General features: G+C 65.3%; 23 protein-coding genes. 2 read left to right on the top strand and 21 right to left on the bottom strand.

What is annotated here, in order from left to right:
* Positions 1–57: 57 nt before the first annotated feature.
* The 7 genes from gpJ to VM780_RS09470 form a co-directional block, all read right to left on the bottom strand.
* Positions 58–3,426, bottom strand: a complete 3,369-nt coding sequence (gene gpJ / locus VM780_RS09500) for a TipJ family phage tail tip protein (RefSeq protein ID WP_325447034.1) — start codon at positions 3,424–3,426, stop codon at positions 58–60.
* Entirely contained in the window at positions 3,416–3,850 is a 435-nt protein-coding gene (locus VM780_RS09495) for a C40 family peptidase (protein WP_325447033.1), read from the bottom strand. Before VM780_RS09495 ends, gpJ begins: the two co-directional genes overlap by 11 nt.
* Before the next feature lie 396 nt (positions 3,851–4,246).
* A complete protein-coding gene (locus tag VM780_RS09490; RefSeq protein WP_325447032.1) occupies positions 4,247–4,492 on the bottom strand; it encodes a hypothetical protein in 246 nt (81 codons plus the stop codon).
* 12 nt (positions 4,493–4,504) lie between these two features.
* Positions 4,505–5,017 (bottom strand): hypothetical protein, encoded by a 513-nt coding sequence (locus VM780_RS09485; RefSeq protein ID WP_325447031.1) that lies wholly within the window; start codon positions 5,015–5,017, stop codon positions 4,505–4,507.
* Between the two features lie 7 nt (positions 5,018–5,024).
* Complete coding sequence (locus VM780_RS09480; RefSeq protein WP_325447030.1) at positions 5,025–5,456, bottom strand: hypothetical protein; 432 nt, start codon at positions 5,454–5,456, stop codon at positions 5,025–5,027.
* Complete coding sequence (locus tag VM780_RS09475) at positions 5,456–8,926, bottom strand: phage tail length tape measure family protein (protein ID WP_325447029.1); 3,471 nt, start codon at positions 8,924–8,926, stop codon at positions 5,456–5,458. Before VM780_RS09475 ends, VM780_RS09480 begins: the two co-directional genes overlap by 1 nt.
* Positions 8,926–9,399 (bottom strand): hypothetical protein, encoded by a 474-nt coding sequence (locus VM780_RS09470; RefSeq protein WP_325447028.1) that lies wholly within the window; start codon positions 9,397–9,399, stop codon positions 8,926–8,928. Before VM780_RS09470 ends, VM780_RS09475 begins: the two co-directional genes overlap by 1 nt.
* 161 nt (positions 9,400–9,560) lie before the next feature.
* Between VM780_RS09470 and VM780_RS09465 the strand changes: the two genes are divergently transcribed.
* Complete coding sequence (locus tag VM780_RS09465; protein ID WP_325447027.1) at positions 9,561–10,049, top strand: hypothetical protein; 489 nt, start codon at positions 9,561–9,563, stop codon at positions 10,047–10,049.
* Between the two features lie 670 nt (positions 10,050–10,719).
* Here VM780_RS09465 and VM780_RS09460 read toward each other — a convergent pair.
* From VM780_RS09460 to VM780_RS09445, 4 genes are all read right to left on the bottom strand, one after another.
* Positions 10,720–11,268 carry a hypothetical protein gene (locus VM780_RS09460; RefSeq protein ID WP_325447026.1) on the bottom strand — a complete coding sequence of 183 codons (549 nt, stop codon included), beginning with the start codon at positions 11,266–11,268 and terminating at the stop codon, positions 10,720–10,722.
* A gap of 12 nt (positions 11,269–11,280) precedes the next feature.
* Positions 11,281–11,793, bottom strand: coding sequence for a hypothetical protein (locus tag VM780_RS09455; protein WP_325447025.1), 513 nt, complete (start codon positions 11,791–11,793; stop codon positions 11,281–11,283).
* Positions 11,790–12,482 (bottom strand): hypothetical protein, encoded by a 693-nt coding sequence (locus VM780_RS09450; protein WP_325447024.1) that lies wholly within the window; start codon positions 12,480–12,482, stop codon positions 11,790–11,792. Before VM780_RS09450 ends, VM780_RS09455 begins: the two co-directional genes overlap by 4 nt.
* Before the next feature lie 131 nt (positions 12,483–12,613).
* Positions 12,614–12,871: a hypothetical protein gene (locus VM780_RS09445; protein WP_325447023.1), complete on the bottom strand. Its 258-nt coding sequence runs from the start codon at positions 12,869–12,871 to the stop codon at positions 12,614–12,616.
* 261 nt (positions 12,872–13,132) lie between these two features.
* Here VM780_RS09445 and VM780_RS09440 point away from each other — a divergent pair, with 261 nt between their 5' ends.
* Positions 13,133–13,537 carry a hypothetical protein gene (locus VM780_RS09440; protein ID WP_325447022.1) on the top strand — a complete coding sequence of 135 codons (405 nt, stop codon included), beginning with the start codon at positions 13,133–13,135 and terminating at the stop codon, positions 13,535–13,537.
* Between the two features lie 10 nt (positions 13,538–13,547).
* Here VM780_RS09440 and VM780_RS09435 read toward each other — a convergent pair whose 3' ends face one another.
* The 10 genes from VM780_RS09435 to VM780_RS09395 form a co-directional block, all read right to left on the bottom strand.
* Positions 13,548–15,071: a P-loop ATPase, Sll1717 family gene (locus VM780_RS09435; RefSeq protein WP_325447021.1), complete on the bottom strand. Its 1,524-nt coding sequence runs from the start codon at positions 15,069–15,071 to the stop codon at positions 13,548–13,550.
* 177 nt (positions 15,072–15,248) lie between these two features.
* Positions 15,249–15,533 (bottom strand): phage tail assembly chaperone, encoded by a 285-nt coding sequence (locus VM780_RS17630; RefSeq protein ID WP_422653643.1) that lies wholly within the window; start codon positions 15,531–15,533, stop codon positions 15,249–15,251.
* A 56-nt stretch (positions 15,534–15,589) separates the two neighbouring features.
* Positions 15,590–16,003: a hypothetical protein gene (locus VM780_RS09430; protein ID WP_325447020.1), complete on the bottom strand. Its 414-nt coding sequence runs from the start codon at positions 16,001–16,003 to the stop codon at positions 15,590–15,592.
* On the bottom strand, positions 16,000–16,206 hold the full coding sequence (locus VM780_RS09425) for a hypothetical protein (RefSeq protein ID WP_325447019.1): 207 nt from the start codon (positions 16,204–16,206) through the stop codon (positions 16,000–16,002). Before VM780_RS09425 ends, VM780_RS09430 begins: the two co-directional genes overlap by 4 nt.
* A complete protein-coding gene (locus tag VM780_RS09420) occupies positions 16,203–17,135 on the bottom strand; it encodes a phage tail tube protein (protein ID WP_325447018.1) in 933 nt (310 codons plus the stop codon). Before VM780_RS09420 ends, VM780_RS09425 begins: the two co-directional genes overlap by 4 nt.
* A 36-nt stretch (positions 17,136–17,171) precedes the next feature.
* The gene (locus VM780_RS09415; RefSeq protein ID WP_325447017.1) at positions 17,172–17,579 is read right to left on the bottom strand and encodes a hypothetical protein; all 408 of its coding nucleotides are present in this window, start codon (positions 17,577–17,579) and stop codon (positions 17,172–17,174) included.
* Positions 17,579–17,953 carry a hypothetical protein gene (locus tag VM780_RS09410; protein WP_325447016.1) on the bottom strand — a complete coding sequence of 125 codons (375 nt, stop codon included), beginning with the start codon at positions 17,951–17,953 and terminating at the stop codon, positions 17,579–17,581. Before VM780_RS09410 ends, VM780_RS09415 begins: the two co-directional genes overlap by 1 nt.
* Positions 17,953–18,567 carry a hypothetical protein gene (locus VM780_RS09405; RefSeq protein WP_325447015.1) on the bottom strand — a complete coding sequence of 205 codons (615 nt, stop codon included), beginning with the start codon at positions 18,565–18,567 and terminating at the stop codon, positions 17,953–17,955. The genes VM780_RS09410 and VM780_RS09405 overlap by 1 nt, the downstream gene beginning before the upstream one ends.
* Positions 18,568–18,578: 11 nt before the next feature.
* The gene (locus VM780_RS09400; protein ID WP_325447014.1) at positions 18,579–18,869 is read right to left on the bottom strand and encodes a hypothetical protein; all 291 of its coding nucleotides are present in this window, start codon (positions 18,867–18,869) and stop codon (positions 18,579–18,581) included.
* 95 nt (positions 18,870–18,964) lie between these two features.
* The coding region (locus tag VM780_RS09395) for a phage major capsid protein (RefSeq protein ID WP_325445004.1) at positions 18,965–19,352 on the bottom strand (388 nt) is incomplete at its 5' end.

The raw sequence follows: 19,352 nt of genomic DNA, 5'->3' as shown, positions 1-19,352 counted from the left end.
CTTCCACGAAAAAACCGCCCTGAGGCGGCTGAAGGCAGGGCCGGCGGCGGAGCGCCGTTAGACGATGGTGACGGGCGCGGCCGCGAGCGTCGCCGAGCGGTTGTCCGGCGCGGTCTCGTCCGTCATGCGGTAGATCCACGTGCCCGGTCCGGGCGCGTCGTCGATCGTCGGCAGCGTCTGGTTCGGGGCCGAGTAGAGCGGCCCCGTGATGTCGTCGGCGTCCGGATCGAACGTGTCGCCGTCGGCCGTCCGGTAGAACCGCGCCGCCGTGATCCCGAGGCTGTTGCCGTTGCGGCCGTTCAGATGGACCGTCGCGCCGTCGAGCGTCGCCGCAAAGGAAGCGGGCGCCGCCGGCGCTGGCGTCGCCGAGATCTCATAGAGATCGGTGAAAGGCGCACCGGGATCGCCGTCGTCGCTGGTGAGGCGGATGCCGACCAGATAATCGCCGACATCGTCCGGCCCTTCCGCAATCCAGGGCGAGCCCGTCAGCACGCCGGTGTGCAGCGGATCGAGCAGCGAAAACTGCGCCTCGTCCGAAAGAGCCTCCCAGCCGCCGGGCAGCGCGCTCGTCGCCTTGCACCGGATCTCGGCCGTGGCCGTGGCGTCCGCCGATTCCCAGACGAACTGGTTGAGCCCCGCGGCGCCAAGCCGATTGACCTCGAACAACGTCACGGACGGGCCAACGGCGTCGTTCTGACCGACCTCGTGGGTGAAGGTCGCGCCCCAGGTCGCGCTCTCGACGCCGAGCCGCGTGCGGCCGAGCGGCTGCAGTTCGATCTCGTCGCCCTTGGCGTAGACGCCCTCGATCGTCACGAAACCCGCGCCGAACAGCGTCCAGCCGGTTTGCGACCAGGCGCCCGCCCCGACGATCCGGTGGCGCAGCTTGAAGGCGCTGGCGAGCGGCAGCCCCTCCCCCTGCTCCACATAGGCGACGACGCGCCGCGGACTGTCGGGCACCGGCTCTTCATCGTCATAGACGCTATCGTCCGACAGCACGCGTGCGATCACCGGGGACGGCGGCGTACGGGCGTCTGGCTCCAGCACGTCCCCCACGCGCGACGACCACGGCGGGACGATCAGAGCGTCGAGCGCCTCGAAGATCTGCGGCGCCTGATCGACGATCGTCAGCCGGCCGCGCTCGCCCTCGCTCACCTCGATATGCTGGATGACGCCGAGCACGTCGACAAATCCTGTCTCGCCGAACCAGGCGAGATCGCCCTCCTCCGGCATTTCGCCAGAGCCGGTCAGCAGCAGCGTGCGGGTCTCGCCGTCGATCGCGGTCACGCCGCGGAACAGAACCTCGGCCCGGCTGCCGTCGCCGTCCTGAACGATGCGGCGGAACTTCGCCATATAGCTCTTGCCGGTCGTCATGCTGACCGGCTCTGAGAGCGCCACGATCCGCCCGTCGACGCCGAGGACGGTCCCGCTCTGGACGCCCTTTACCAGCACCCGGTCGGACATCGCCACCAGGTCGCCGATGTCGAGCTGGCGGTGCTCCCAGTCGAGGTTCCGCGTGTAATCGTCCGGCCGGTGCAGCAGCTCGAGCCAGAGCTTGTAGCCCCAGACATAGGCCGCGGTCGGGTCCGTCACGCCGGGCGGTTCGATCTCCTCGAACAGCGTCGGGTCGCCCGCAAAGCCGGGCCGCTCCACCTCGCGGATGGCGGTCTTGAAGTCGTTCGTCCGGTCCTTGAACTTGATCCGGAAGGCGTGCGGCAGGTCCTTGTAGGATCGATGCCCCTCCGGTCCCCAGCTGTTGTGCGGCGTAATCGGGTAGGCGGTAAGCGGGTCTTTGGGCCGGTCAATCGTGACGCCGTGATAGCCGTTCGTGAGCCGCGGCACCGCGCGGCCGACGGCGCAGACGTCGCGGATCGCCGCATCCGCCGCGACCTCGTAGTCATAGACCCGCGAGAACATCAGATCGTTGGCGGCGTTGTGCGCGTGCCAGTCGATGAGCTCGGCGGCGTTCAGCTCGTCGAAGCCGATCGCCTTGGCGTTCTGCGGCATCGTCTTGAGCCGGCGATACCAGTCCGCCGGGTTTCCGGTCTCCTTCAACGGCTCATAGAGCCCGGTCTCGGGATTGAGGGCATCGATTAGCGAGGCGAACTCGGCGTTGTATTCGTCGAGCGTGCCCTTGAGCTGGTTGTTCGCCTTGATGCGCACCGCCACCAGCGCGAAGGGCGTGTCGGCCGGCTGGTTGATCGGATATTCGGGCAGGATCGACTGGAAGGCGACGATCTCGATCTTCGAGCTTTCGCGGTTCGTGTCGTCGTCGTCGTTCAGCCTGAGGAACTCGACCTCATAGGCCCCGCGGCCGCCCTCTTCTACCGTGATCTCGTGCTCATACTCGACGAAGAACGGGTCGCGGTCCTTGCGGTGCATCGCCCAGTTGGCTTCGATCACCGTCCACGCGCCGTCATTGTTCTCCGTCACCGGCCGTTGCCGGATGCGGATGTTGACCGTCGCCGACTGCTTCTTGCCCTTCTTCTTCGTGTAGCGGACGAGACCGCCCGGGAAGCTCCAGATCACCTTCCAGCGAGCGGTGTCGGGCGCGGTGAACAGCGACGACGGCTCGGACAGGATGCCGTCGTCATCCTCGCTCACGCCGTCGTCGCGATGCGTCAGCGTGATCTGCTGTTCGGTCTGGATCACCGTCTCGGTGACCAGCGTGAAGGGCGAGGTGTCGACCTCGCCGTCGATCAGGAAGCCGCGATACTCGACCTGGTAGAACCGGCTGTCGAAGCGCGTCAGCAGCCGGTCGCCGATCCGCTCCTTCCACAGCGCCATCGGCGCGTAACCGCAGCAGAAGGCGGCGGTCAGATACACCTTGCCGTTCTGGATATCGATGTAAGGCGGGACCGCGTAGGGCGGCGCGAAGCGATGGCGCAGACCAACCGGCAGCGGGATCGGCGCGTCGATGTTGAGCGGGTTCTTGAAGCCCTGGATGGAGTAGAGCGGCGAAGGCTTCTTCTGGTCCGGCGTCTTCACCGGGACCAACAGGTTGACCAGATAGTTCGCGCCGAACGCGAAGGCGCCGGCGACGATCGCTCCGAACGGCCCGCCGATCACCGTCGCGATCGTGAGCGCCACCACCGACACGACCACCTGCAGGATCTGTCGCAGCGCCCCGCCCGCCGGAGGATCGGTGATCACCAGCACCGCGCCGGCCTTCAGCCTGACGCGCTCCCTATGCCTCGCGTCGATCACATGGCCACCGCTGCGTTCATGGCTCACCACGCGCAGCGCGGCGCGCTCGGCATCGGTCAGGTTCGGCGTCCGGAGCCGCACCGCCTCCGCCACGCTCGCGCCGGGCGGGATCTGGATCGCGCTCGTGTCCTCCTTCTCGATCAGCGAGCGCAGCACGACGTTGATGGCGTCGGGCGACCACAGCGCGCGTTTCGGTGCGGCCTTCGCCTCCTCAGGACGCAAGGCGCGCCTCGAGCTCGACATTGCGCTGGAAGCCGATCAGCAGCCGCGCCCACAGGCCGGACTCGTAACGCTCGGGCACGACCAGCCCCGCGCCCTCATGGGCGTGCAGCATCCATCCAGGCTTCATGACGATCCCGACATGCGTGGGGCGGTAGTCCTTGGGGTCGCGGAACCAGGCGATGTCCCATTCACGCTCGGGCTCAGGCCCAAGCCTGCGCCAGCGGCCGGAACAGAGCTCGCCGCGGAACAGCGCCTCGGCCTCGGCACGCTCCACCTCGCCGACGACGGCGCCAGCGTGAGGCTCGATCTCGATCCCGTGGACCTCACGGAAGGCGAGGAACGGCAGGCCGCAGCAGTCCACGCCTTCCCGGTCCCGGCCGTACTTGAGGTACGGAAGGCCGCGGTAGTCGATCAAAGAAGACACATCAGCTTCCGTCTGAACTACTAGGAGATCGCAATCAGGAGGCGGCTATGGCAGTTGGCGTGAAGCTCGGTGGTTCCAAGACAGACGACAATGGGGCGACCGTGACCGTGAGGGTGTTCGACGCCGCAGGTTCTGAGCAGACCTTGACGGTCGTCACAGAGCTTGCCGCCAAGGTCGCCCACAGCATCAAGCAAGGTGAATTCCGAGCCCGCTTTCAGCAGGAGGGCGGAGTTTCGAGCGCCCTAGAGGCGGGAGCATCTGGTATATTCTCTGGGCCGCGGGTCGGAGAATTCCGGATAGACCCGAGTCGAGATGATGGAGTGTTCGGACTGTCGCTGGTCACGACAGACGGAGCGGAATACTACTTCATGCTCCCCCCAGAGGCGGCCGAGTGGTTTAGGCGCCGCCTTCCACCCAATCCTGCCGCGTGATCCAACTGTCAGGCACCTCAAGCGCCTGCGGAGCGGTGCGGAAGCGGGCTGTGATCCACCCGCACCGCACTGGATTGCCCTTCTTCGTGTACGCGACCTCCCCCTGCGGAAAGGACCATTCCACGGCCCAGCGCCGCTCCCGTTTCGGCAGCGAACGCGCGAGCGCCACCGCCACGGCGCCGAGCGCCATGCCTGCGAAAAACCTGATCATGTTCGGAGCCTTTCAGCCGACCGTGCGCAGCGCCGGGAACACCCCGACCGTCATGCGATGCTTCACCAGCGGCGTCGTCGCCAGAGATTCGTAGGCGATCTCGATCGACACCACGTCGTCGGTCCAGTGCGCGTCGCGCACTTCCATGTTCGGGAAGCGCTCGATCACGTCGTTCGGCCGCGACGACATCACCGTCTCGAGGTCGAGCCGCGCCCGGTCGATCGAGGAGCGCACCGCCTCGACCACAGCCGGGTCGATATTGTCCATTTCCATGGACGTCTGCGGCAGCTCGTCCTTGCTCGAGTCCGGCAGCTGGAACCGCACCGCCATGAAGTCGTAGCGCGCGCCGCGGGACATGATCCCATAGGCCAGCGGGTCGACCGAGAACCGCGTCACCGGATGCGTGCAGAGCAGGATCGGCGCGCCGCCATCCGCCGGCGTCACCCGGATGAGCCCGACGAGCTCGGCCGAGGAATGCTGCTCGGTGAACTCCTTGCGGACCTCGAAAGCGACGATCTTCGCCATCAGGGCTTCACGGCAGGATGATCAGGTTGAAGGAGATGCGCCACTCGTCGCCGCGCAGGTTCGTCTCGCGCGGCGGAGAGCCCGGCGTGAACATCACCAGCCAATGCGCGCTCTGCAGCAGCGGCTCGCCGTCTGCGTTGGTCAGGATCGAGCCGTCGCCGGTCGTCAGCGGCTGGCCGTCAAAAGCCTGGTCTCGGATCCAGAACAGCTTCGATCCGAACTTCAGCTCCTCATTGTAGAACCTCCGGAAGCGCGCGAGCCCGGCTGTGCGCACCTCGACCGCGCCCTGCAGCGGCTCGACCGCGCTCGACGTGCGCAGCCGCGTCTTGGGCGGCCCAGCCTTCATGTCGGTGGCCTCGACGCCGTCGCGTCCCGTGCGGTTGTACGCGTCCACCAGCATCCGCTGCGGCAGCTCCGCCGGCCACGACAGGAGCGCCATCAGCCATACTTCCGCTGGACGGCCTGACTGCCGAAGGTCGACGAGACCGCGCGCCCCGTGCGGCTCTTCGGATTGCTCATGTTCCGCGCCTGCATCTCGTCGAAGATCACGTCGGCGCGGCGGTTGCCCTTGGCGTCGGTGCTTTCCTCGACGCGCGTGCCGGGAGGCGCGTTGTGGACATGCACCTCCATCTTCGTCTCGCCACCGGAGCGCGGCTCCGGGGCATAGACCGGCTGTAGGATCTGCGCCGGCCGGGCGATCATCTGCATGCTGCGACGATGCGGAATGACCTTGTTGCCGATCAGCAGTTCGGGCCCTTCCTCGCCGACCAGGTTGATCTTGTTCGCCGGCAGGTTCTCCGTCCCGCCCGCGAAGGCGCCGCCGAACAGGCCGGAGAGGAGCGAGGTGAAGATGTTCCCGCCGCCGCCGCCCGGCGCGCCGCCGCCGAGACCGCTCAACAGGCTTTGGAAGATTCCGCCGAGCCCCTGCGCCTGCTGCCCCAGCCCGCCGAGTCCCTGCGTGGCCTGAGGGATCGCGTTCTGCGCCAGCGACGCGGTCGACTGTTGCAGCGTGTTGAAGCTCTGCTGAAGCCCTTCGACCTTGATCTCCGGCAGCGCCGTGACGCCGTTGTCATTGGCTCCCATGCCGAATGACTGCGCGCCCGGCCACATGCGGCGCTGCGCTGCCGTCATGCCGCCGTTCCATGACCCGCCGCCCATGCCGACGCGCCGGCCGCCGAGGTCGAAATGCATCAGGTCGACCGCGCCATACTTGCCCTGCGGCCCCGAGAAATAGCCGCCCCAGCGGAAGTCGCGCTCGAGGCCCGGGTAGCGCTCCATCTGCACCTGACGAGCCGTCTGGGCGAACTGCTCATAGGGCCGGAAGTTCGCCGCGCTCTGATAAGACGGCAGCGCCTTGCCTGTGGCAGGATCGACGAGCCTGATATCGGTCGCCATCCCCCGGCCATGGAAGCGCGGATCGCCAGGGCGGAAGCCGGAGAACGCCTCAACCCGGTAGCCGGAGCGCCTGGCGGCCTCAGACAGGATCTCCGTCAGCCGGGGATCGACGCCGCGCTTGTAGTTGCCGACGAACGACATCGCGTCGCCGAGCACGTCGGCGTGCGGCGCGAGCGCAGGCGTGCGGGCGATCGACTTCGGCGCCAGAACGTCATTCGCGGCTGCGCGCGGGGCGCCGCCGGAGAGAGCGCCGCCCGCTTTGTCGAACGATGTCGGCGAAAGCAGGCTCGCGCCGCCGCCGGTGATCGTCACCGTTCCGGCCGTAACCGTCATCGCGGCGGTCGACATGGCGCGAACGTCCGCGCTGCTCATCGGCGGCGCGCCGAAGGACTGCGCGATGAGGCCGCCCATGGCGTCGTCAAACCGGTCGCCGATTTGCTTCGTGAAATAGTCGCCGACGCGCTCCAGCGGGGCGGTCAGCATCGCCTTCCAGTCGCCCTTCCGAGCTGCGTCGATCAGTTCCTTGCCGAGGCCACGTTCCGCCTCCTGCGCGTCCTGAACGGCTCGGTTGTAGCGGAGCTGCGCCGCCGTCATCCGGTCCTTGGCGCTGATGATCTCGCCGGCGTCGTCGGTCTCGAACTGGCCGCGGATCGCGCGCTCGTCGGGGCCGAAGCGCAGCAGCTTCGTCTCGTCGACGGCGCGCTTGGCGGCCTCCGCCTCGCGGATCGCCTGCTGCAGCTTCGCCCAGGCGTCCGCCTCGCGCTCGAGACCCGAAAGCTCGGCATCGTCGTACTTCTTCCCAAGATCATAGGCGTGCTGCCGCGCCTCGTTGGTGAGCTCGATCAGCCGGCGCAGCTTGTCCGTCTCAGCGGCCGTCGCGCCGATCGCGCGCAACTCGGTCTGCGCGCCCTCGATCTGGCGGCGGCGTGATTCCTCCTGCTGAGAAGCGTAATCCGCAGCTTCGCGCCGGGCCTGAGCCATGACGAGAGCAGAAGCTCTCGCGGCTGCGGCGTCCGCGTCTCCGGCAGTTTTTGGATCGCGACGAGCTTCCGCGCGAGCTCGATCTGCGGCGATACCGGCGCGTTCTGCAGCCGTGCGAGCGGCCACATCGCGCATGGCGAACTCGGCTTCTTGCGCGGCCCGAACGCGCGGGCCGAGATAATCGCCGATAGCCGGGAGCTGCGTCGGTGCCTTCGGAAGCGCACCGATAGCGGCGTCAAACCCCGTGTTGAACGGAATTTCTGCGAGCGCCTTAAGTGCGCGCTGCGCCTTATCGCCTTCATCCGCTAGTTTCTTGACCTCCTCGCGGAGCTTGGAAACCATGCTGTCTCCACGACGAGCCATGTACAGGCTGTCGACCGCATCAAGGAGCCTCGTGAAGTCCGGTCGCCCTTTCTCGACGGTCTTTTGGAACGCATCGACGTCCTTTCGGATGGGCTCAAAAATCGGGTTGATCGCGAGGAGCTCCTCGCCGGTCATGTCGATCGCTTTGCTGAACAGTCCCGAAGAAGCCGACTTCCCCTTGGAAAGAGCGGCCGCCTCAAGGCGGAGGCGGCTCGCCTGAAGCTCCGTCGCCCCCCGGATCGCGGTGGGCTTTGCATATTCCTCGACACCCTGGGCCGCCTCGCCCCATGCATCTCGGATCAGCTTGATTGCCGCCGCGTGCTTTTCGATCGCTTCGTCGAAGAGCTCGGCTTCGCTCTTGGTCCGACTGTAGAAAATGGCTGCCGCGATGCCGGCTGCCCCGAGGCCGGCTACCACCAAGCCGATCGGAGAAATCGCCTTCGCGGCCGCCGACGCCAGCTGCTCGAAGACAGCCTTGGGCTTCGCTCCCTCCTGCTGGAAGATCTGAAAGATCTGACCGGCCTGCGACGCGATGATCTGCGTCGGGTTGGCCCCCATGATCGCCATCGTAGCGATGTCGTTTGCCTGGAATGACAGGTTCGACAGTCCGCTAGACGACAGCTGACCCGGCTTTCGCTGGAACGGGATAACGTTGGACGCCGAGGATGACCGAACAGGCTGGCCCAGCCCACGAAGCCTCTCTTCGGCGCGTTGCTGCGCGGCGATGTGTGTCTCGACCGCCTTGATGTTCGCCTGCATCGTGGCGTAGGCGCCGGTCGTCGGGGCGGCCATTCCAGACCATCCGCGCGCGACCTCGCCCTGCGCCTGCTGGACCCGCTTCAGCTCGCTCGGCAGCGCCGAGAGCTTCGCCTGCATGGCGCCGAGCGCAGCCTGGTACTGGTTGACGCTGATCAGATCGCGGGCGCGAGCCTCGTGCAGCAGGTTGATGTCGCGGGTGGTCTGCTGAATTACCTTGTAGTGCTCGAGGTACCGACCCTTCAGCGTCTCCAGCCCGCGAGAGAGGCTGGCGTCGCTGCGCTCGACCTTCTCCCCGACGACGACGACGCCCTCTTCCGCCCTGATCAGGCGATTGAGCAGGTCGACCGTCTCCGAGACGCCGGTCGCCTTGTAGCGAATGTCGATCTCGCGGACTTCGGCGACAGAGACCATCAGCGGAGGCTCACCATAATCGCGGGCGTGCGGTTGCTCGCCTTCTCGGCGCGCGTCGTTGGTTTCGGAGCGAGCCCGAATTCGGAGAAGTGTCGATAGGTGAAGCGCACCTGAGCGACGTCGGCGTAGCGGACCTTCGCGAGTGCCGCGACAGCCTGGAGCACGCCGTCCGGCGCCTGGCCCGACCAGCCGCGTTCCAGCCTACCAGCGTAAGGCTGCACGTTAAGGAACGCGTACTCGTCCGCCTTCGGCAGCGCCTCGCCCACCTCGATCTGACGGCCACCGGCGAACAGACGGAAGCTATCGGCGTATCTGCCCGTCAGCCGCGGCGCGTGCCGCACGAGCATGTCCGCGATCCAGACGAAGAGCTCGTTCGACGCCACGTGGAACAGGAAGAGAATGCGACCTCGATCCGGGTCGACGCTTTCCAGCGCGGCGCCTTGCCGGCCATCGACGACCTGCTGGTATGGCACGATCCGGCCGGTCGCCCGCTCATTCTGCGCTAAGCCCTCTGCCAGCCGCTTCCTGGCGAAGTCGGCGATTACGCTCTGCCGAGCCGCGGGCGAGAGTTCCCGCGAGACGATAGCCTCGACTATCGTCCGCAACGGGCGACCAGAGGACATAGGAATGCACCATGAGCAATGAGTTGAAGGCGGTAACGGCGGCGCTGGCCCTCTGGGCATCGCCGGCGACAGCTGATGTCGATGACAAGCGATGCATTCTGCTTGCGGCCGCCAAACTCCCAGCGATTGCAGACCTTAGGCTCGTCTCGACAGCCTCATTGGTAGCAAAACGCGAGACCGCCGGGACCGCCAGACTCGCTCAGCAACGGATTGACACGATCAAAGGCAGCTCTTCTGCGGCCGTCCGAGTAGTTACCGCGTACCGCTCCTTAAACGATTCCGAGGCGGCGAGTATCGCAGCCGCGAATGGGGACTCTCCAAGGCTTAAAGCGATTGTCGAAAGCCTTTTGGCTCAATGGTCTTCCGAGAAGCTAGTAGTGGTCACCCGGCTTATTGAACTTCGTGCTGAGTTAGCGGACCAGAAGGTCAAATTCAACGCTATATGCACTATCACAGAAACCGGATCAGCCGAAGTTTCCACTCCTTCTGTAGTGGAATGACCAACCAACAAACACGCTCGGCCATTCCTCACCAGCTCTTACCCGACCTGGCCGTGCCAGACCTCAACTAGACGCGCCTGACCCGACCGCGCCTCACCTTGCCTGCCAAACCATTCCATGGCCGGCCCCGCCCCACCTCAACGGGCCTTACCACGCCTGCCCTACCCAGGTCCTCGCGAGCCGGACGGGCATCCGACTCCGCGCATTTTCCTGCCAGTCACATCAAGCCGCAGCGGGCCGTGACTTGCCCCGCCAAACCTGACCACGACTTGCCTGCCGAACCTCGCCCGGCCTTGCCACTCCTAGACTTGGCTCACCGCGCCAGCCACACCGCCCTCGCGATGCCATGGCCCGCCTCACCTGACCTAGCCTGCCGGGCCCAGCCTTAACTTGTCGGACCGAGCCTAAACGTGCCGTTCCATGCCTGCTCAACCAGACCGCGCCGTACGACGCCTCAGCACACCTTGCCATGCCTGCCGCAGCACGCCTCAACAAGCCATGCCAAACCAGTCCATGCCTGCCTGGATCCTCGCCGAGCCGGTAGGCGACCGGCTCCCGCGCATTCAACCGACTCGACACCATCTCGAGGCGGGTACATCCTTGGAACTTCATCGACAGAGAGGGCCAAGCTCATGTCGGACGAGAAGAAGAACCCGCCCAAAGAGCCTCTTCAGCCGAAGGAGCCGCCACCGAAAACGGCGGGCAAGAAGAGCGAGACTAAGCCGCTCAAAACCAAGTAGGACACACCGGCCGCCAGTGCGCCAGCCATCGGCGCGGCTACGCCAAGTCGCCGCGCCGTCCGGTATGCCTTTGCCTGGCGCTCGTTTCCCTCTTTCAACTTCTTCGCGGAGATGTCCGCCCGTTTGATGTAGTGGGCGATGACCTCGTCTGCGCTCACCTTCTCCTCAACTGCCCAGCTCCAGAAATCGCCATCCTCCCCCGGCAGCTCAACGTCCGGATCGTCTATCGCCTTGAAGCAATACAGTGCCCCGACGATGAGCGTTGCAGCGATGGCTGTGAGTCCCGCCGCCATGCACCCTTTCAAGGGATCTGGCTTGAAGATTCCTAAGCTGAACGAAGCGGCCGCCACAGAAAGCGTGACGTAAAGACGGAGAAGGTCGGCAGCCTGTTTGTCCACGAAAAGCACCAGATCGTGCCAGGCCTTCACTCGGGCCCGAACATCGTCCACGGCTAACTTGCGCAGGTCGCTCTTCTCCATGCACGCCTCCGCTCAGTGCTTTCCGATCGCCCGCACCTTCTGAGCGACCTCGTCGGCCGCCTCGAAGAGCGTCGAGAACTCCTTCAGATCCTTGTAGCGCGCCTTCCACTGCTGAAACTCGCGCCACGCGCGCTGGAGCACAAGATCGCGGGTCTTCTTCGTGCTCATCGCCTGATCGGCTGAGCGGTAGTGCGGCGCCGACGGCTCCGGAATGTGGACGTAGGCTCGCGTCCGGACCGCTGGCTTGTCGTCGCTGACGTAGACGGCGACCACCGCTCGGATGAGCCCCCTCGCCTGCTGCAGCCGGTATTGCTCGGCCGCGGCGGTGTCGCTCCACTCGAAGAACGAATGGAGCGGGCTGTTCGGGTTCTTCGCGTCGGCAAGAACGTCCTGCGGCGTCAGCTCGCCCTTCTGCTGCTTCCGCAGGAAGTCGATGTGCTCGCCGACCAGCTTCGGATCGTCGATCCTGGCGCCCGGCTGGAACCGGGCACCATCGGCAAATTCGTAGCCGCCGACGCGCATCACGCGGCCCTCCGCTGCGGCTCGAGGCCGGCGAGGATCGCTTCGATTTCGCCAGAGCTGGCGACATGAAACATGCCCGACGATCCGCCTTTCTCCGGCCGCCACTCGCCGACGCCGACACTGAAGCCAGCGAGGTTGATCAGGTTCAGGATCTGCTCTGCGGAGAGCAGTCGCGGCTGATGGCGCACCAGGATGCGAGCGAACCAGGTCGGGAACTCGGCGCGATAGCGCAAGTCCGCCGTGCCCATGCCGACGCGGACGAGGTCTTCTCGCATCCGCGGCGGGGCGCCTTCGATCCGAACCAGGTTCTGCCGCATCACGGTGCCGTCGAAGGCGCCGTTCACGTCGATATCCTCGCCAATGACGTGGAAGGCGCGCAGCGCGTGCGCCTTTTTGATCCCGTCCGTCGTAAGCGCCGCTGTCGCGGCTGCCGCTTTGAAGCCGACACTCGGAAAGCCGTATCCGCCGTCCTCGAACCTGTAGAGCGACTCCTCGAAGTCCTTGCGAGGGTCCTTCGCCTCCTTCGCGGCCTTCGCCTTCTTCATCTGCTTCTGCAGCATCTCGCGCTTCGCCTTGGCGCTCCACGCGTGGACGATCAAGGGGCTGTCGCCCACGATCGTCACCTCGAGCATCTCGACCTCGAGCCGAGGGATTTCGATCGTCGTTTCGGTCTTTTTCGCAGTCGCCGCCATGATGGCCTCCATCGGCGTCCGGCCGGCCAAGCCTGTAGACGCCCAGGGTCGCTTTCGCGATCACCGGAGCCGATGGAGCTCGGTGCATCGCGTCTAACCCCCTTGGCCTCGGGGGATCTCGGGATTTCAGATCAGAGGGCGAGCCCGCGCTCGCCGACGACGCGTCCGATCACGCGGACGTAGGGGCGTTCTCGGATGCCCGGCTGGACGACTTTGAACGCCCCCAGCGCAGTCCGTTCCGGAGCGCTCTTCATGAACGTCTCCGCCCAAGCGGGCTCGATCGTGAGCCGCCCGTCGAAGTGCATGCAGACCTGCTCGGATCCGCTCGTGCAGGCGAAGTCCGCGGTGTCGACCAGCACCGTCCGGCCGCCGATCCGCATGATGGCCATGCCATCGCTCAGATCGGGTGCCGCTGCGGGCTCGGGGTTCCTGACGGTGAGATAGCTGCCTACGGCCGCGAAGGCGGCTCCGGCCGCGTGGCCGAGCCAGCCTCTGCGCGTCGTAGAGCGCGCTGGAATTGTGCTATAGGCGTGCGAAGCCATGACGTGATCCTTGACCGATCGCGTTGCGGTTAGGGCCGCCTCGACGTTGCACCGTCTTGGTGGCCCGATTTATTCGTGCTAACACAGTTTCAGATGAGCCGTCAATCCGTGTTATCACAGAAAAAGAGGCGGGGCCCGGCACCAACCGGGAAGGGCACGCTGATTGGCGTCCGCCTCCAGCCGACGGAGCTCGATCTCCTCGACTCCTGGATCGAAGCCCAGCCCGAGAGGAAGCTCACCCGTCCGGCGGCGATCCGCATGCTGATGACGATGGGCTTGAGCGCCGACAGCTACTTCGCCTCGGCGCCCAAGAATGACCCGGCTGTCGAGCGCCTTATCCATCTCCTGAAGGAGCGCGGCTTCCTCAAGCGCGATGCGACTGACGCTGAAGAGGACCCCGCTGACCCCGCCGGCGCGCTCCCCGAACAGCAAGGCCCCGTCGACGCCCCTATGGTCCGCGTAGCGCGCGAGATGAAGGCGGAGAGCAAGAAGGCGAAGCCCAGGAGGGACTGATCCGACCGTCCTATTCCGGGTCCGACTCTGCTCTTCCCTGAACGAGATGCAGCGCATCCCGATAAAGAAAGGGGACCCAGTATGTTGGCTCGGAACGGGTTCCTCTGGCTTGGAAGAACCCCAGATCAACCAGTTCGGCAGCCTTCGCGATCGCCTCTGCCCGGGGAACACCCCAGAGTTCACTTAAGCTGTCCGGAGTTTGCTCGGTTTTTTGGCCGTCCAGCTTTTCCAAGAATGGCCGCTCTGCCGGGTATTCCGCGTACATGTAGGTCTGCAGGCGGGCAGCCGACACCGTCGGCAATGCAGCTTTGAACACTGAACGGTCAAACAATTGTTCACCGGCAGGATAGCCTCCCCCGCGTTCCAGCCTCCGAATCTCTTGCTCTCGAATCGAATTAAGCAGATGGATCAGCTCTCGTGGAGCGGTGTTGTCCTTACCGTCTGCGCATCTAGTCACCATCCACTTAAAAGTAGGAGCCTTCTGGGGTCCCTGCTCGACTTGTGGAGGAAAAATTCGATTGAACAGCCTCTCCTGTTCAGCAGCGCTCGATAACGCCGCCTCCCTGTCCACGTCGTACTGTTTAACTATCACATCATTACTAAGCATCCGACGCATCATCAGATGAAGAAGGGTCGGGGCATTCCACTCCACAATCTGATATCGAACCAGGTGACTTGCCTCTCGAAGTCCAGATGCCGTTATTCGCCTCCAAATGTCTTCTCTCAAGAAGATTTTTAGCTTAATCTGATCCTGCCCACGAAGGTCGCTGTAGACCTTGATCAGTGCTCTTATGGCGTTAGCCTCAAGTTCATGGCTCTCAGCGAAAGCGATGTCCAGGCGGTCCAGCAGCGCCCAGATGACCAACGACGCCTTTGACAGCTCTTCATTCACCTTGAGAAACAACCCGTCGACGGAGTTGATCCCCTTCGCTCTTAAGTCCCCGGATGGTTCGGTGAGCGAAATCTTTCCAGAGACGCCCGTAGGTACCCCGGTATTCGGATCGAACTGAAGGCCACCCTCAAGCGACGAGATTCGTAAGAGGCGGCGGGCAAACGCTTGGGCGCTCCGAAGCAAGCTGCTTAGATTAAGTTCCCGCTCAAGCAGCCCAGCACCTTCAAGTGAACTGTAGACGTGGCGGATGCTGTCGCCATTTATGCCGAAAGAGCGAAGCTGAAAGCAGATTATGGAAAGGAGATACATCTTCCATAATACAACGAATTCTGCCTCGGAGGTTGGAGGGTCAGAGACGAGATCTTTGAAAACTGTCGCTCCACGCGGGTTCTCCGCATTCACAAGTAGAACTCCCCGGTCAAACAGAGAGTCTGCATTTTCTCCGAGCAACAGATATATCGCGCTCTTACCAGCGCCTTTTTCGCCGCGTACTAAACCTATATCTCCCTTTACAATTCGATTCCATTGGTCTGTTTCGACAAAATAACTTGCTAGGTGCTGAATCTCTTCTTCAGCAACCTGCGATCCAAAAGATAATTCCTTCAATAACGCTAGACGATCCATGATGCGGGCAAGGTCCATAGCCGAGTGATTCCCAACCCTACGGCGGCGGACACCACATACGCAACGCATGGCGATCCTCATCTCCTGTCTTACGTGCCCTTGGGCGTGCACACCTTCCCCCCCCCCCGCGCTTGCCCACCTCGCGGCGCATACCGCTTCCTCGGTCTTCACCATTGCCGAATGCAGGCCGCTTCATCACCTCTTCGCGGCCGCTTTCGCCTTCTGCGCCGCGTCTTCCAGCCAGACCGCGTCCATCGCCCGGATCAGTCGCTGCAGCCTCGCGAAGGCCTCACCGCTCACCTCTGACCGTCGCGCCCAGGCATCGATCGCCAGGAACGGGATCGGCGATACGCCACCCATGAAGACCTGCCGGTCGTTCGCCAGGTCCGCAAAAGCGTCCCAGTAGAACAGCAGGTGCGCTGGAACTTGCGGCTTGTCGCGAAGGGCCGGCGGAAGCGGCCCGCCCTCCTCGTCATGCAGCTCCCGCAGCCATGTTTCCCGGTCGCCCCACGCGAGCTGCCAGCGCAGCGCGGCCGTTAGTTTCCCTCCGCAGCCCTGAGCTCGAGCTCGCCCAGATCGGCAACGTTCATCGCCGCCCAGTTCACCCAGGATCGGAACACCGGCTCGTCGGGCGGCAGTACGTGCTTGGCCGATTCCTCGAGGCTGAACGGGATCGGCTGGCCGTCATCATCCTCCCAGTTCGCCCAGCCGATCAGCACGGTCTCGTGCAGCAGGATGCGGTCGTGCCGCTCGGCCGCCTCGTCCGTCAGCACGCCGTTCGGCTTGTTCTCGGCGGGCTCCGCTTCGAACAGCTCCTTCTGCCGACGGCGATAGTCGATGTTGAAGCGGGCCCGGACCTTGAGCTGCAGGTCGCCGGCGCCGGGGATGTCCCGCACCCACGCGCCATGCTCGATCTTGCGGCTGAGCGCCTTCGCCTGGCTGGCCTTCACGCGCCGTCCCCCTTGGTATCAGCCGCAGGCTTGCCCGGCTTCGGGGTGGGCGCCGGCGAACCTTCGATCTCCTTCGCGTGGCCCTTGCCGACGATCAGCTCGGCGAAGTCGTTCGCGACCTGGACCTCTTCGCCGGCAGTGAAGCTGCGCTTCTTGCCGGCCGGGTAGCCGGTGAAGCTCTCGGTGATCCTGACGGTCTTCACGCGACCGCCCTCTCGATCTTGACCGAGCAGCCCTCGGTCGGGTCATAGACCGCGCGCCACGGGATAGAGACCATAACGTCGTCGGTGTTCCCGCCGGTCGGCACCGTGCCGTCAAGGAAGATGATCTTCGGGAAGGTGAAGCGGTACTTCTCGTTTGTCGCGGCCCCGGCCACGAAGGACAGCGCGCCGCCGCCATGGTCGAGCACCGCCTGGTAGAGCTCGTTGCTCTGGAAATACATCTCGGAGGTGCCGGTGACGTCGCAGCGGCCCGCGCCGAACTCCTCTGAATGGAGCGCGCCCACCACAGGGCGGACCCTGAGGTTGTTGTTGATCGTGAAGCCGAGAGAACGGACTTTCGGCGCCGGATCGAGCCCCGCCACGGCGAGCGCGGCGATGTTGGCGGAAGCGGTCAGGATCGGCTTGGCGTTCGCGGCCGTATAGGTCGCGCCCGTGATGATGGCGTCGTCGAGCTCTTCGCTCTCGCCCATCATCGAAAAGGTCGCCATGATCTTCTCGCGGGCGTTCACGGTGAACTGCCCCTGGTTCACCATGACGCCGGGGAAGCGCGAGAAGCTGTCGGTGGCGCCGAGCTCGCGGGTTTCCTCAAAGGTGAAGGACTTCCGCGTGACGCCGTTCTTCAGGACGTTGGTCGCCCACGTCCCGAACAGCAGCCCCTCGAGAATGTCGTCGAAGCTGCCATAGGACATCTCGACCGGGTATTCGCCCGTCACGTCGAGGCCGACCATCGGCTCGTCGGGCACGTTGCGATCCGCGCGGATCTCGTCCGACGTCACGGTCGTCTTGTTCGACCTGAGGCCAGCCGCGCGCGTGGTGCGGAAGGTCTTGAAGGTCGGCGTCGCCGGCGTAACGCCGAACGACGTCTCGGCCACATAGGCGATCCTCGTGCTGCTGTGATCAGCCAGAGCCATCTGCGTCTCCCGCGATGTGAGGAAGGGGCTCGGCCGTCAGCCGAGATAGTCGAAGTGGTAGGGCACCGCGACGGAAGCCACGATGTAGAGGCCGCGGTCATTGTCGTCGTCGAAGCGCGCGCTTTGCGGAGCGAAGCACGTCACGCCCGCGAACTCCTGCCCGCGGAACAGGTCAGCGACCGCGTCGGCCTTTTCGACCGCGGCGCGCTTGGCCGCCTTCGGCTGGTGCACGAGCACGCTGAACACGCCCTCGTCTCGGAAGACATTGTTGCCGGGATCGCCGACGCTGGCCTGTTCGGAATTCACGACCGGATACTGCACGAGCAGGAAGCCGGCGTTGCCGGCCGGGCGCGCGCCGCCGTTCAGCACGCCGACGATCGTGTCGTTGGGAAAGGCGTCGGCGAGCTTCGCCTCGACGGCCTCGATCACCGCCACCCGCGCCATCAGCCGATCACCGTCAGCTCATAGGCGATCAGCTCGCCGCTGACGCGCCGCGTGCTGTCGTCGACCCGCTCGACGTTCACCGGCGCGCCCCGCACGACCAGCGTGTCGTCTTTCAGGATCGCGGGGAAGCCGGCGGCGGGCTCCGGCCAGTTGCCGGCCGCGATCGCCGCCTCGAGATCCTCGGCGAGCAGGATCACCTTGCGCGCGCCCTGGTCGATCCCGGAAGCGAGCTCTTCGGGCGAAAACCCAGTGACGCGGGCCCGCAGTCCAGACGCCTCCGGCGCCGGGTCCAGCGCCTCACGCCGCAGCGCGACGAGCTCGCCGTGCGCCGAGATCTGTCGGCGGTACATCGCGCGAGCCTGGGCGGGCGTCATCAGCGAACCCGCGCCAGACGGTACGGCTTCAGCAGCTGCTCGGCCTCCGGCGAGGCCAGCATGCTCCGGGAGCCCGGAACCCAGAAGGAGATCGATCCGAGACCGTCGACGTCCTCGCTCTTCACGAGAGGATCGCGGCTCTGCGTCGAGAGAGCCGCCCCGACGAGCAGGATGGCCGCGCGCTCCACATCGGCCGGCAGATCGGTCCCGTTCTCACCCGGCAGGACGAAGCCCGCGACATACTGGACCGCAAGCGATGAACCCCACCAGGTGAAGCGCTCGCCGGAGGCGCTCAGGCGGTGCACCACGCCCCGGTCGATCTCGAACTCGGCGGGAGAGAGCGCGCCGCCATTCCATGTGACGGAGGCGATCGACGCCACCGGGCCGCGATCGAGGATCACCCCGCGCCTCAGGTCGCAGCCTCGGACGGTCTGCAGGACGGTTTCGCGCGCGAAGGTGCGCCGGCAGAACCGTTCCGCCGCCGCCGACGCCTGATCGATGAACCGCTCGATCTGCTCGGCCGTCGGAGAGGCCGCGTCGAGACCGACATCTGCGCGCACGTGCTCAACCGTCGTCAGCCTCCGTGAGGCCGCAGGCGTGACGACGGTGAGCATCTCGGCTGCGCCTACTTGCCGGCGTCCGGGGCCTTGGCGATGTCGCCGGAGCCCTGATCGGCCATGTTCCTGGCCACGGCTTCGTGCTCGCTCAGCGTCGGATCGTTGAAGTCGACCCGGTTCTGGAGCAGCGTCGTGTTCTTCCGCGGGTTGTCGTCCACGGCCGGATGCGAGGGATCGAACCCGGTCACCTGGCGCGGCGCGCCGGACGTCGAGAACTCGGACGCAGCCGGGATGTTGGCCGGCGCGTCGCCGGCGTTCTCGGCGGGCTTTTCGTCCGCCTTGGTCTTCGTAACGGCCATGTCGGCCTCCATGTGATGGAAGGTGAAGGCAGAAGAGCGGCGCGCTGGAAGGCGCGCCGCTCAGAGCGCCCGGTGGACGCGTTCAGCCCAGAGGCTCAGGCGTTCGCCGCGACCTTCAGGGCCTTCATGGGCTCGGGGTTGAAGACGCCGCCGCCGACGCGCTTCGTCGTGTAGAAGTGGACGAAGGGCTTGTTGGTGAACGGGTCGCGCAGGACGTTCACGCCGATCCGGTCGACCACCAGGTAGGTCTGGGGCATGTCGCCGTAGAGCGCGACGATGTTGCCCGCGGCGACGGTCGGCATGCCGGGGATCTCGGCGACGGGCGCCTGGTTGATGGTCGCGGGCTGGCCGAGGACGAGGCCGGGCTGCCAGAGGTACTGCCCGTTGTTGTCCTTCAGCTTGCGAACGTCACGGATCGACAGCCGGTTGATGTAAAGCTTCGCGTCCGCCGCGAACTCCGACGGCAGGCTGTACATCAGGTCG

Origin of the sequence: Hansschlegelia sp. (genome assembly GCF_035538955.1) — a bacterium.
Lineage (GTDB): Bacteria > Pseudomonadota > Alphaproteobacteria > Rhizobiales > Methylopilaceae > Methylopila.
This window is presented reverse-complemented; position numbering and strand designations above follow the sequence as displayed.